The organism is Butyrivibrio sp. XB500-5 (genome assembly GCF_003625505.1).
In the GTDB taxonomy this organism is placed as follows: Bacteria; Bacillota; Clostridia; order Lachnospirales; family Lachnospiraceae; genus Butyrivibrio.
In genome coordinates, this window is sequence record NZ_RAIS01000003.1 from 335,184 (window position 1) to 348,565 (window position 13,382).

Below are 13,382 nucleotides of genomic sequence, written 5' to 3' on the forward strand. Positions count from 1 at the left end.
TAAATTTCATGTGATAAAATAGTCTCTATGAAAAAGAAACTAATTATACTATACATGTTTTTTGCAATAATTCCACTGGTAATAATGGATGCGGTCGTGCTCGGCGGTATTTTGCGTACCGAAAACACCAAGACCATGCATGAAATGGAAAGTGTAGCCGACGCTGTCAAATACACCTGTCAGGAAGAGGTTGAGACAGCTGCCAGACTTGCAAGAAGCATCTATACCAGTAGGTACATATACAACTACATGAACAGAGAGTATTCGTCACCTCTTGAGTACTACGATGCGTACAGAGATTTTTTTGACGATACTCTTATTAATGTTGTCGCAGGACAGAGTAACGTTGAATACGTTATCTACACGGACAACGATACGATCGTTAACGGATCTCAGTTCCAGAGGATCGATAGATGTAAGAGGCAACCTTGGTATATATATACTCAAAATACCGGCTTGGATATGGGCCTTTACTTTTTCTACGGTAGGAACAGCGCAGGAACAACGGAGAGTGCCAGAAGAGTTTACTTTATAAAAAAGCTGGACTATTTTGATCACAATTCCAACAGTATTCTTTTGATCAGCCTTGATTACACCAAGTGCAATACGCTTCTTTCGAACATGAACTATGACATGGCCGCATATGTGTGCGATAATGACAGAATTCTTTTTTCCAATAAAAAAGATTCGAATGTAGCGCAGCCGTTCAGGAGAGTGACGGAGCTTGCTAACATCGGATATACTGCGGATATGCAGATATATAATCAGCAGCTCAAGATTCATGTCATAAACAATGGGCTTAACAGAGCGGGCTGGCTCAAGAATTGGGGCTGGCAGTTGATTGTTTTGGGACTTATAAATGTAATCCTTCCCGCAGCGCTCATGCTCAGGATCAACAGGATCGCTTACAGTTACAAGTTAAGAGAGCAGGAGATGGTGCTTACAAGACAGCACGCTGAGCTTCATGCGCTTCACAGTCAGATCAATCCGCATTTTCTTTTTAATGCGCTTGAGAGTATAAGAATGCATAGCATTATAAAAAAAGAGTCTGAGACCGCTTACATGGTCGAGAAGCTTGCGAAACTCCAGCGCCAGTACACAGAGTGGGATCACGACAATGTTGCTATCAAGCAGGAACTTGAGTTTGTAGAGAATTATCTGGAGCTTCAGAAGTACAGATTCGGTGACAGACTTTCGTATAATATAGAAGCAGACGAAGAGTGCTTGGAATACAATGTTCCCAAATTGACACTCGTTACGTTTGTCGAGAATGCCTGCGTTCACGGAATAGAAAGTAAGATCACGAACGGCTGGATCTTCCTTAGGATATATAAAAAAGAGGATATGCTGAATATCGAAGTTGAGGACACAGGAAACGGAATGCCCGAGGAAGAAGCTACGAAGCTTTTGGATTCAATGAGAAATGCAAGTATAGATATGCTCCAGCAAAAGGGAAGAGTCGGTGTTATCAACGCATCACTCAGACTTAAGATGGTGACAGGCAATAGGACTGTTTTCGACATTGATTCGGAAGAAGGCATCGGAACGATCGTTACGATCAAAATACCGATCGAGAGTTTGAAAGGAATTGTATAAATAATGCTGAAAGTTTTACTTGTTGATGATGAGCCTTTTATTTTGCAGGGACTTAAGGTCCTTCTGAATTGGGAAGAGGAAGGCTTCGAAGTTTATACCGCACTAGATGGCGTTAGCGCGCTTGAAGTACTTGAGAAGGAAAAAATAGATCTTGTGATCGCGGACATCAAGATGCCCGGGATGAACGGAATTGAGCTTCTTAAGAAAGTACGTGAGAGCGGAAACGATGTCTTTTACGTTATCTTAAGCGGATATGCCGAGTTTTCTTATGCGCAGGAAGCGCTCAGATATCATTGCAACGCCTACATTCTTAAGCCTGTTGAAAAAGAAAGTCTTGAGGGCGTGCTTAAAAAAGTTATAGAAAAAAATAAGGATAAAGAGATCGAGGCTAGCAGAAACAATAAGCTTGTCAAAGCCTTTTTTGAACAGAACTTACGCGCGGCTTTCAGAGGAAAGCACAGCGAAGATCACATCGAATATCTCACAGACAAGCTCCCGGATAACGGACAGATGCGCTATGTCGGAATCGAGCTTGATTTTAGCGAGGACGACGGCGATTATTTCGGCGATGAAAAGAACAACTACATTACCAAGCTCTATGATATTGCATCGGAGTATCTTGATGATTATTCTTACCTTCTTGTAAGAGACGGATTCGGCGATGAGAACGTTTATGACATAGGTTTTTTGTATCTTAACTTCCTTGCCAAAGAGCAGCAAAAGAGTGACGAAGAATATCTTAAAGATATGATTGCTCATATAAAAAGAGTAAGCGGACTTCCAATAGTTATGCTTGTCGGAAGGACCGTAAACGGCGTAGAGGCTATCTCAAAGTCTTTTACCAGCGTGAGCATGCTTCATTCGCTTCACGGATTCAGAGAGAAAAAAGATATTTATTTCTATGAAGAAGAATACCAGATCACCGATAAGGGAATTCTTTTATGTAAGAACAAGCTCGACGAGCTGATCTCGGCAATTGAGCTCAATGAGCAGGTCAAGATCAAACAGAAGGTCGATGAGTTCCACAACGAGATGAAAAAAACCGGAATTACCGGAAAGACTATGAATCTCAATATCAATTATCTTTTGTTCCAGCTTATTCATATCGCGACTGAGCAGGACAGTGAAGTTAACCAGGAAGAAATCCTGCGACTTATTTCCGAAAATGCCTATGAGCAGGGCATTAAGAGAGGCTCCAAGACGCACCTTTACAGAATGGCTTGTGAGTACGGCGAGTATCTTGCGCAGCTTCGCAAGAAGGAGTCCAAGGGCGTTCTTGCCAAGGTTGAAGAAGAGGTAAAAAACAACTACGCAAGCAACATAACTCTCAAAGAGCTCAGCGAAAAGTACTATGTAAACAGCGCTTACCTCGGACAGCTTTTCAGAAAAAGACACGGATGCACATTTAAAGATTACCTCAACAGACACAGACTTGATGAGGCTGCGATGCTCCTTAGAAAGACCGATGAAAAGATATATATTATAGCCGAAAAGGTAGGCTACAAGGACGTTGACTACTTTGTAAACAAGTTCATTGAGGCTAAGGGCTGCACTCCCGCCAAGTACAGAAAACAGGAATCATAACCCCGAAAAATTTATAAACTATACTTTTTCAGGATTCTATAATTTGACCTACTTTTTTATATATTTCCTCCCATGTTTTGATTGACGATTTTTAATACAATGGTCATATCAAAACAAGGAGGATTCTTTTTTATGAAAAAGAGAGTGATTAGCATGTTGCTTGCAACGCTCATGGTTGGTGGAGCGCTTGCTGGATGCAGCAAAGGTAATGCCGGTGGGGGCGCTACTGCATCCGAAGATGGCGGATCAGCAGGTGACGGAAAAGTAAAAGAGTTCACAGCATTCTTTTCAGTTCCTCACGCTGAGATCAATGACGACAATGAGATTCAGCAGATCATTGCCGAGAAGACAGGAGCTAAGGTAAAAGAGACTTGGCTTACAGGTCAGACTGCAGAAGAGGCAGTTGGTACACTTATCGCCGGCGGTGAGTATCCTGATTTCGTAGATGCAGGAGACGGATCCGTACAGATGTATGAGGCAGGAGCACTTGTAGCTCTTGATGATTACCTCGATTCAGGCAATTATCCTAACATCAAAGAATTCTTTACAGATCAGGAGTGGGATTCACTTCGTCAGAGCGACGGAAAGATTTATTGGATTCCTCAGTTCTCTAACATCTATGGTGAAGAGAGAGTCTGCGCACACAATGACGAGGCTTTCTGGATCCAGACAAGAGTTCTTAAAGAAGCAGGCTATCCTAAGGTAGAAACAATGGATGAGTACTTCGCTCTTATCGAAGATTATTATGAGAAGCATCCTACAATGGAAGACGGAACTCCTATCATTCCTTACACAATCCTTTGTGAGGACTGGAGATATTTCTGTCTTGAGAACGCACCTCAGTTCCTTGACGGATATCCGAATGATGGTTCTGTAATCGTTGATACAAATACAATGAAGATCGTTGACTACAATACAACAGAAACAGCTGTTAAGTACTTCAAGAAGCTCAACGAGGAGTACAAGAAGGGTATCGTTGATAAAGAGTCATTCACACAGACATATGACGAGTACATCGCTAAGCTTTCAACAGGTTGCGTACTTGGTATGATCGATCAGTGGTGGGATTTCGCATACACAGCAGGTGATGCTCTTAAGGCAGCAGGCCTTGATAAGAAGGGTTGCCAGTATGTTCCTCTTCCGATCACAATCGATAAGGGAATGAAGAACCAGTGGCACAATTCAGGCGGAATCGTTCATACAAGTTCAGGTCTTGCTATTACAACAAGCTGTAAGGACGTTGAAGGCGCTCTTAAGTTCGTAGATGACCTTCTTAGCCAGGAGATCATGGATCTCAGATTCTGGGGCGTTAAGGATGTTGACTATCAGGTTGGCGAAGACGGAATGTATTCCAAGACTCAGGAAATGAGAGACAACGACGCTGATACAGCATACAAGGCTTCTCACAAGTGTGAGTATGCATATTTCCCTCAGTGGGAAGGAACAAGCAGAGACGGCAAGAATGCTATGAAGCCTGAGCAGCAGGAAACAGAGTTCTATGATGGACTTTCTGATGACCTCAAGGAGTGCTTCAATGCATACGGTGTTAAGACATACGTTGAGATGCTCGGAACAACACCTGCTCCTGGACCTTGGTATCCTATGTACACATTCTCACAGACTATGACAACAGCTACACCCGGTGGTACAGCTTGGAGAAGCATGGAAGATTGCAAGCACCAGTATCTTCCTAAGGTTGTTATGGCTGACGACTTTGAGGCAGGATGGAAGGAATATATGGATGCATACAATGCATGCAAACCTGAAGATTTCCTTTCAGAGATGCAGACAGAGCTCGACAGAAGAGTTGCAGAAGCAGCTAAGTACGAGAACTAATTAAAATAATATATAGCGGGCCTTCTTGGTATTCTAAAGAATGCCCGCTATTTTTTTGAAATTTAAGCGTAATAATATTTAAAGGAGTAAGTTTTATGGCTCAGCAGAAAAAAGAAAAGCTTTCCAACATACCGAAGGCAGAACTGGTTAAACAGTTAAAAAGACAGTGGGTTCTTATCGTATGGTCAATTTTCTTTGTCGCATACGGACTTCTGTTTTACTATGCACCGCTTGTAGGATGGCTTATGGGCTTCCAGCAGTATAAGCCTAAGGACGGAATTTTACATTCCAAATGGATCGGACTTGCGAAGTTCAAGTCACTTTTTTCCGATGCAACTTATCTCGGAGTAATCAGAAACACACTTGCTATGGGTGTTATCAATCTTATAGCAACAACTATCATGGCAATCCTTTTTGCCATTCTTTTGAACGAGATTGTAGGAGTTAAGAAAAAGAAGGTTGTTCAGACTATTTCATACCTTCCTCACTTTTTATCATGGATCATCGTTACGGGTATCCTTCATGATGCTCTTTCGGGATCAGGTATAGTTAATGAGCTTTTACTTAAATTTCATATCGTTCCTCAAGCCATTAACTTTTTTGCACACGAAGAATATTTCTGGCCGATCGTTGCCTTTGCCAATGTTTGGAAGGAAACCGGTTGGAATGCAATTATATATTTGGCAGCAATCACAGCTATCGATCCCTCTTTGTATGAGGCGGCAGCAATTGACGGTGCCGGAAGATGGCAGAAGATCAAATACGTTACAATTCCCGGAATCAAGTCAACCATCATTATTCTTCTTATCATGAATGTTGGTAACGTACTTAACGCCGGATTTGAGATTCAGTACCTCCTTGGTAACGGACTTGTACAGCGAGTATCCCAGACAATTGATATCTACGTTCTTAAATGGGGTATCAGCCAGATGGACTATTCACTTGGAACGGCTGCGGGTATCTTTAAGAGCGCAGTTAGTATCGTTTTGATATTGATCTGTAATGAAGTCGCTAAGCGTCATGGCGAAGAAAGATTGTTCTAAGGGAGGTCCGCAATGAGTAAATCAGAAATAACTACAAGAAAGAAAATGAAGCTATCCACTGCGGATATCGCTTTCTACACATTTAATACGATATTCATGACGGTATTCGTTATCGTAACGCTTTATCCCGTTTTGAATACACTTGCAATTTCATTTAACGACGGTCTTGATGCGTTAAGAGGTGGAATCTACCTCATTCCGAGAAAGTTCAGTATCAAGAGTTACGTAACTGTTTTGAAGAAGGATGACCTTCTTGTAGGTGCTTACATCTCTGTAGCAAGAACGATAGTGGGAACACTTCTTTCACTTGTTACCTGCGCTATTCTTGCATTTATCGTAAGCCGTAAGAACTTCCTTTTTGCAAGACACCTTTCACTGTTCTGGGTTATCACAATGTACGTTAACGGTGGTATGATCCCGATCTTCCTTTTGTACAAGGGACTTCACCTTACCAATACATTCTGGGTATACGTTATCCCCGGAATGGTATCCGCTTTCAATATGCTCGTTATCAGAACATATATGAACGGTATCCCCGACAGTTTCGAAGAGTCGGCACAGCTTGACGGCGCAGGCTATACGACGATCTTCCTTAAGATCATTTCACCTCTTTGTAAGCCTGTTTACGCTACAATAGCTCTTTTCGTAGCAGTATATCAGTGGAACTCTTGGTTCGACGTTATGCTCTACAACAGAATGAGCAGCAAACTTACAACTCTTCAGTACGAGCTTATGAAACTCCTTGCTTCGGTTACCAGCCAGAGTACATCAGCTCAGTCAATGAAGAACTCAACAAGCTCCATCACACCCGTTTCAATGCGTGCGGCAGCAACTATCGTTACAATGCTTCCTATCGTATGTATTTATCCTTTCTTACAGCAGTACTTCGTAAGCGGACTTACACTCGGTGGTGTTAAGGAGTAATCCAAAAAAGTAGACCGCTATAATCTTCCTTTTTGAAATATTATTACCGAATAAAGGCCTGTGGAATGACGATTCCGCAGGCCTTTATTTTTTTTTAAAAAAATTGAAAATTGTTGTTGACGAAAGGCATAGACTTTGCTATTATAAACAAGTCGCCACGAGAGAGATGACGACGGTTTGCGGAAGTGTCGGAATTGGCAGACGAGCAAGACTAAGGATCTTGTGACTGTTTATGTCGTGTGGGTTCAAGTCCCATCTTCCGCACGAAAATCAGCTCAGTTGAGCTGATTTTTTTTATATCATGAATTAGGCATGGTTAAAATCATGACTATTCATATCACAAAGCCCTTCTGTGGCTATGTGAATTCTATTTATCTGTTGGCAATTCGCCGACTATTTCGCTGTTTTGATTATTTTTGTAATGGATTTATTGATTGAATGGGGATTATTATGCGCCCACACCGCTTGTGGAGGGTAAGTTGCGCGTGGGCGGTGCCAAAACAAGTGCTCGCACCGCCTACAGAGAAAAACAAGCGCAGCAGCGGTGCAAAACAAAGCGTCCGTACCGCTTGCAGAGAAAAACAAGCGCAGCAGCGGTGCCAAAACAAGTGCTCGCACCGCCTACAGAGAAAAACAAGCGCAGCAGCGGTGCAAAACAAAGCGTCCGTACCGCTTGCAGAGAAAAACAAGCGCAGCAGCGGTGCCAAAACAAGTGCTCGCACCGCCTACAGAGAAAAACAAGCGCAGCAGCGGTGCAAAACAAAGCGTCCGTACCGCTTGCAGAAGAAAACTTTCGCTGCGGCGGTGCGTATGCCGGTTATACTACAGAATTAAGGAGAATAATAATGATAGATTATATGAAAGAGTTGTCAGCTCAATTGAATGATTTACGAGATTTGATAAAAAGAGTTGAGAAGAGAAAGCAAGAATACAATAAGCTTCCCAAGGGTAGTATTCGCGTTACATCGTGTCGTGGCGTAAAACAATATTACTTAAGAAACCTTGGGTCGAATAAGGAAGAGTACATCTCCTCACAAAACAAAGAACAAGTAAGGCTCATGCTTCAGCGAGAATATGATGAAAAGCTTATTAAAGAGCTATATAAGCAAGAAAAAAGACTGGAAAGATTCCTTAAGAACCATGACATCGCCAGAATCGACAGCATATACGAAAATATGTGCGCCGGCAGAAAAGAGCTGGTGACGCCGGTTAAGCCAACACAGGAGATGAGAGTGAATAAATGGCTGGATGAACATCAGGGGCAGAAGAACACAATCAGCGCTGCACCTTTGTATAAGACCAACAAAGGCGAAATGGTCAGATCAAAATCAGAGAAGATACTTGCTGATTACTTCTATAATCTCAAGATTCCCTATGCTTATGAATCAAGCTTTATGCTGCATGACGGAAGAGTGGTATACCCTGACTTTGCTTTGTATAGCGTAAGGAAAGACAAGACAGTCTATTGGGAACATCTTGGCCTTGTTGATAATCCCGAATATGCAATCAAGAACATAAAGAAGCTTATTGATTATGAAAAGAGTGGCCTCATACTTGGGGACACATTGTTATTATCTGCAGAAAGCGCAGAAAGTCCGCTCAATCTCGAAGCTATAAAAAAGAAAGTGGAAGCGGTTTTATGATCGCCGTATGTAAACGGCGCTAGCCGGCTTACATACGGTTGATCACCAATAATAAAAGAGTGGTAATAATGTCAAGGCTGTGAAGCACCGCCGCAGGCGGGGCGCCTTGAAATGATTACCACTCTTTTATATCTAATATCACATCGCCTCTTCAGAAGCTCTGAGTCTTTCAGGGATACTAAGCTTGTACATTTCTTCTGTCGCGAGTCTTACCTTTGCGACATTCACGCTCTTGTCTTTAGGGAAGCAGTAGTACTGGACATCAATTGTACCGATGCTTACCATGTCACCGATCTCGTACCAGAAATAATCGGCGTAGAGCGAATAGGAATTCTTGGCGGACTGGTGATATTCAAGCTCGCCGCCGCATCCCGTAAGTTCGAAGCCGTTTAAAGAGTGAACAAGGCGGCCTTCGCCGACCTGATAAGCGGCTTTGGTATCCTTTACAACCACGATATCGACGGGGATATCGAGATAGTACTTTCCTTCGGCGATTTCCTTCTTCACCATGTCGCGCTCCCAGCGATACCAGTCAGAGACATAGCTGAAGTCGTAGGAACGCGCCGCGTTCCCGGCGGCGCCTGCTTTGGAAGCCGCAATCTCGCCATCAGCGGTGTCGGCATTAGAAACCGCGACGCCGTCGCCGCCTGCAGCCGCATCCTTCCGAACCATAGCGCCGTCGCCGTCTGCAACCGCGTCCTTACGCACCATAGCGCCGTCTTCGGTGAGTTCCCAGGTGGCACCGCAGCTTTTGCAGGTGAGAGCAGAGTCTGTGGAATGCATAGTTCTTTCTTTTCCGCAGACAGGACATTTGTATAAAACGCGCTCAAGCCCTTCGGCTCTAAACGGCTCTGTGACTTTGATTCCGTTTTCGCGCTGCCATCTCCAGTGGTCAAAAGAGAATTCCTGTTTAAGGATCTCATTAAGCTCTTTTACGCTTTTAGACTTGATATCCTCGGCTGACAAAAGATACTTGACCGTAGCCTTCACAGCGACATCACGCTTTCTAAGGCCGTTGTAGAGCGGATCTCTGTGGAAAGCGCCCTCGGTTGTGATCATCACGACGGGCACATTGAAGAGCTTTAAGCATTTGCCTACACTTGAAGGAAGGCTAGTTGCCGTTCCGTCGAAGCTGTAGCTTGCTTCCGGGTACATGAGCACCGAGCTGCCGAGGTCCTTAAGGCAATGCACAATATCTTTTACCAGAGGCATGTCTGTGATGAATTTCCTTGCGGGGATGCAGCCGAGGCTACGCATGAGCCACTCCTTGCCGACGAAACCGTCAAGAGTCATCACGATGTGATACTGCCTGTCTGAAAAGAGCGTGGAAAAGATCTCAAGATCCGTAAATGACGAGTGATTCATGAGAAAAAGACAGGGCTCATCAGGGCTGAGCTTTTCCATGTCCTTAAACTCATAGGTGAACCGGCAGTCCTTAAGGTCTTTTGCCGACAAAACCTTCATGAGTTTGCGCCAGATCGCACGCTGTTTTCTTGGAGTTTTATTCTTGTAAGCGGGTATTTCCGCTACTTCTTTATAATTTTTTTGTTCTAATTTAATCTTCAAAATATTGTCCTCTTTAAAATACTTTACTATTATCATAGGATGGAGTAAAGTATGAACATATCTATTTCAAGGATGAAATAGAACGATATTTTATCTGATGCCGATCGAGGGGTATGGCAATGATTTTTTGGAGGACAGTATCAGATGAGGTTAGGGCATGTAATTTATGCGGTAAAAGACCTGGATAAGGCGGTCAAGGAGTGGACCCAGAGAGGTTTTACAGTTGAATACGGTAAGATGTGTAAATCACACAATGCTTACATTTATTTCTGCGAAGGACCATATATAGAGTTGGTCGAAGGCGGAGGTTTCAGTAAGTTTCAAAGAAAGCTTGTTTCGCTTCGATATGGTAAAGCACTTGCACAGCGATTCAATGATCTGGCAGAGTTACCGGAAGGTTGGGCTTGTCTTTGCATAGAAAAGGACGCGGGCAATCTCGACGGCGAAGTGGACTATCTGAGAAGTATCGGAATTGATGGAATGTATGTCAAGAAGGGCAATCGTACGGATTCCAAGAACAGAAATCTAAAGTACAAGTGCTACTATACTTATGATTACAATATGCCGTTTTTCATGACTTATTTCGAGGGCGCGGATCCCAAGCCTATTGATTATATGCATCCCAACGGGATCAGGTCGATCTCAAAGGTTGTGTTCCATACGACCAAGAAGTATGCCAACACGCTAAGGGGCCTTGTGCGAGATGACAGATTAGAGCTCATCGAGACATTCAATACCAAGATAGAAAACGTGGAGTTTAAGAGATAATGCCGCTTAAGGCTTGTTTCTAAGATACAACATGAACGAAAAGACCAATGTAATGCGCGTTTTGCAGCAAAAAAAGATAGAGTTTAAGAGCTATTCCTACGAGCCCGATTCAAGTCTTACGGGCGGCGAGATAGCGGATATCCTCGGAGAGCCCAAGGAGCGAGTGTTCAAGACTCTTGTCACGGAAGGAAAGGCCAAGACCTATTATGTTTTTGTCATCCCCGTGGAAAAAGAGCTTGATCTTAAAAAGGCCGCGAAGGCTGTATCCGAGAAGTCTGTAGCGATGCTTCCGTTAAAAGAACTTTTGCCGCTCACCGGATATGTTCACGGAGGCTGCTCACCTATCGGAATGAAAAAGAGCTTTACCACCGTTATTCACGAGACTGCGAAGGATTTCGACAAGATCTTTTTCTCGGCAGGAAAAGTGGGATACCAGGTGGAAGTCGCACCGGAGGACCTTTCGAAGGTCATAAGATTCACCTACGCAGATGTATGTTCTTGAATTTACAAACCGACATGCCTGATAAATGGCTGAGGTGACCCCTCAAAGTTAGACTTTTTTACGAGACGACTTTGGTCGTCTCGTTTTCTTTATGCAGCTAAAAGATGGAGCCTGTATTGAACAGGACTCATCCATCCTAGTTTCTCTTTGATTCTTTGTTCGTTATAATACTTTATATATCGTTCTATTTCAGATTTCAATTCTTCGTACAACAGAAAGCTTCTTTTCGAAAGAATAACTCTCTTTTTTCCGAGATCGTTTTAGACCTTCATCGCCTAACATATTATAGTTATTTACCCATTCTAGAATATGATGTGAACTAGCTACACTGTATTTTTTTGCCAAATAGTCCCTTCCACCTTCTCCTTTGAGGTATGCTAAGACTACCTTTTTCTTAAAATCAAAATCATATTTTGCCATAAAAATACCGACCTCCCAAAAGTTAGATTTTTGGTCTAACTTTTGGGGGTCGGTACATTAAATCATCTGGGCGAGGCCCCTTTTTCTATTGTCAATACGGTTATTAATTAGTTCAATTCAATATAATCATAATTGGGCCAAATAACCTTTGAATCTTTCTCTTCAGCACAACCATTCGGATTCGGACCATAGCCCAGCGTAAGCTCCTCATTGTTTTCATCGAATTCTATATCCACATATACTTCAGGATCAACTCCTACAATATGCAAATGACACTCTCTGGCTATAATCGCATCCGCGTGCGACTCTTTCTGATCCTTATCTACAATCTTATCTGTGATATCATAATCCCGATCATGATAATAAACATGTACTGTACCATCATCAAGCTTTTCCACATCTACCCTATCTTTGAAATCTTCAGCCACATCTTCCGCTGTCACCGGAGAACCATCGCCATGAATTATCCCTTCCTCATGAACTTTCCCCTGATTATCAACAAACACAATTGATCCATCCTCATTGACAGTAACATCCGTCTGTTTGCCATAAAACCAAAGCTGAATAGTCTCTCTAACTCCGCCTATGTCTGCTGCGTATGCTGTTCCGGAACCAACAACAAGTACTAATAATACTGCAGCCGCTGTCAAAAGATTCTTATGTGCATTAAATATCTTAATTTTTTTCATTTCTTTTTCCTCCAAAGTAAAGTCGCAGGAGGATTCTAGTACAGAAAAAGCCCTCTTATATTTTTCTTTATTGCTCATCTTCCCATTCCTCCTTGAGTACTTCTTTTAATTTGGCACGTCCACGCGAAAGTCTGACCTTAACGCTACTTTCTGTAACCCTAAGAATCTTCGCTATCTCTTTTACGCTGTAATCCTCATAGTAAAAAAGATGGATTACAACTCGGTACTTCTCCGGCAACTTCATAACTTCTTCAAATAGTTCTCTGCTTTCAGGCGTCTCGAACGTAAGCGTTTCGATATAATCCTCCAACGTCGTCTCATTTTTCCGTCTGAATGAGGACTGAATGTTTTTTGCTTTATTTATTGCCACTCTCAGTATCCAGTATCGGACGTGCTTTTCATCATCAAATTCTTTTTTTGTTATGTAATACTGTAAAAACGTCTCCTGAACTACATCCTCTGCATCAGCAGAACTTTTGCATATATTAAACGCCGCGGCGTAAATGTTATTCTTGTACATTTCTACCAGTTCCTGTACAGGTATTCTCATTTGTTACTCCTCAATAAAGCCTTATATTAATATTACAATCGAAAAGTAAGAAAGGTTACAAAAAAATAAAGGGGCCTCGCACTGAGGTGACCCCTCAAAGTTAGACTTTTTTACGAGACGACTTTGGTCGTCTCGTTTTCTTTATGCAGCTAAAAGATGGAGCCTGTATTGAACAGGACTCATCCATCCTAGTTTCTCTTTGATTCTTTGTTCGTTATAATACTTTATATATCGTTCTATTTCAGATTTCAATTCTTCGTA

At 42.5% G+C, this 13,382-nt stretch carries 14 protein-coding genes and 1 tRNA gene; 9 read left to right on the plus strand and 6 right to left on the minus strand.

Annotated elements, in window-relative coordinates; all coding sequences use genetic code 11:
• Positions 1 to 27: 27 nt before the first annotated feature.
• The 7 genes from D6856_RS07940 to D6856_RS07975 all read left to right on the plus strand — a co-directional run bounded on the left by D6856_RS07940 (position 28) and on the right by D6856_RS07975 (position 8,626).
• Positions 28 to 1,596: a sensor histidine kinase gene (locus D6856_RS07940; RefSeq protein WP_120686452.1), complete on the plus strand. Its 1,569-nt coding sequence runs from the start codon at positions 28 to 30 to the stop codon at positions 1,594 to 1,596.
• A gap of 3 nt (positions 1,597 to 1,599) precedes the next feature.
• The gene (locus tag D6856_RS07945; RefSeq protein ID WP_120686453.1) at positions 1,600 to 3,180 is read left to right on the plus strand and encodes a response regulator transcription factor; all 1,581 of its coding nucleotides are present in this window, start codon (positions 1,600 to 1,602) and stop codon (positions 3,178 to 3,180) included.
• A gap of 132 nt (positions 3,181 to 3,312) precedes the next feature.
• Positions 3,313 to 5,016 carry an extracellular solute-binding protein gene (locus tag D6856_RS07950; protein WP_120686454.1) on the plus strand — a complete coding sequence of 568 codons (1,704 nt, stop codon included), beginning with the start codon at positions 3,313 to 3,315 and terminating at the stop codon, positions 5,014 to 5,016.
• Positions 5,017 to 5,111: 95 nt separating this feature from the next.
• Complete coding sequence (locus tag D6856_RS07955; protein ID WP_092244624.1) at positions 5,112 to 6,059, plus strand: ABC transporter permease; 948 nt, start codon at positions 5,112 to 5,114, stop codon at positions 6,057 to 6,059.
• A gap of 45 nt (positions 6,060 to 6,104) precedes the next feature.
• A complete protein-coding gene (locus tag D6856_RS07960; RefSeq protein ID WP_243114056.1) occupies positions 6,105 to 6,983 on the plus strand; it encodes a carbohydrate ABC transporter permease in 879 nt (292 codons plus the stop codon).
• 179 nt (positions 6,984 to 7,162) lie between these two features.
• A tRNA-Leu gene (locus tag D6856_RS07965) sits at positions 7,163 to 7,247 on the plus strand.
• A gap of 221 nt (positions 7,248 to 7,468) precedes the next feature.
• Positions 7,469 to 8,626 carry a hypothetical protein gene (locus tag D6856_RS07975; RefSeq protein WP_147367817.1) on the plus strand — a complete coding sequence of 386 codons (1,158 nt, stop codon included), beginning with the start codon at positions 7,469 to 7,471 and terminating at the stop codon, positions 8,624 to 8,626.
• Positions 8,627 to 8,764: 138 nt separating this feature from the next.
• On the opposite strand, the gene D6856_RS07980 is transcribed toward D6856_RS07975, so the two are convergent.
• Positions 8,765 to 10,192: a lysophospholipid acyltransferase family protein gene (locus D6856_RS07980; RefSeq protein ID WP_158588870.1), complete on the minus strand. Its 1,428-nt coding sequence runs from the start codon at positions 10,190 to 10,192 to the stop codon at positions 8,765 to 8,767.
• A 144-nt stretch (positions 10,193 to 10,336) separates the two neighbouring features.
• Here D6856_RS07980 and D6856_RS07985 point away from each other — a divergent pair, with 144 nt between their 5' ends.
• The gene (locus tag D6856_RS07985) at positions 10,337 to 10,960 is read left to right on the plus strand and encodes a VOC family protein (protein ID WP_120686459.1); all 624 of its coding nucleotides are present in this window, start codon (positions 10,337 to 10,339) and stop codon (positions 10,958 to 10,960) included.
• Between the two features lie 31 nt (positions 10,961 to 10,991).
• Positions 10,992 to 11,462, plus strand: coding sequence for a Cys-tRNA(Pro) deacylase (gene ybaK, locus D6856_RS07990; protein ID WP_120686460.1), 471 nt, complete (start codon positions 10,992 to 10,994; stop codon positions 11,460 to 11,462).
• Between the two features lie 89 nt (positions 11,463 to 11,551).
• Here ybaK and D6856_RS07995 read toward each other — a convergent pair whose 3' ends face one another.
• The 5 genes from D6856_RS07995 to D6856_RS08015 form a co-directional block, all read right to left on the minus strand.
• Complete coding sequence (locus D6856_RS07995) at positions 11,552 to 11,674, minus strand: IS3 family transposase (protein ID WP_158588871.1); 123 nt, start codon at positions 11,672 to 11,674, stop codon at positions 11,552 to 11,554.
• Positions 11,652 to 11,882 carry a transposase gene (locus D6856_RS08000; protein ID WP_120686462.1) on the minus strand — a complete coding sequence of 77 codons (231 nt, stop codon included), beginning with the start codon at positions 11,880 to 11,882 and terminating at the stop codon, positions 11,652 to 11,654. The genes D6856_RS07995 and D6856_RS08000 overlap by 23 nt, the downstream gene beginning before the upstream one ends.
• 107 nt (positions 11,883 to 11,989) lie before the next feature.
• Entirely contained in the window at positions 11,990 to 12,571 is a 582-nt protein-coding gene (locus tag D6856_RS08005) for a hypothetical protein (RefSeq protein WP_147367818.1), read from the minus strand.
• 67 nt (positions 12,572 to 12,638) lie between these two features.
• Positions 12,639 to 13,121 (minus strand): RNA polymerase sigma factor, encoded by a 483-nt coding sequence (locus tag D6856_RS08010; protein WP_120686464.1) that lies wholly within the window; start codon positions 13,119 to 13,121, stop codon positions 12,639 to 12,641.
• 141 nt (positions 13,122 to 13,262) lie between these two features.
• Positions 13,263 to 13,373 (minus strand): IS3 family transposase, encoded by a 111-nt coding sequence (locus tag D6856_RS08015; RefSeq protein ID WP_442861331.1) that lies wholly within the window; start codon positions 13,371 to 13,373, stop codon positions 13,263 to 13,265.
• Positions 13,374 to 13,382 lie beyond the last annotated feature (9 nt).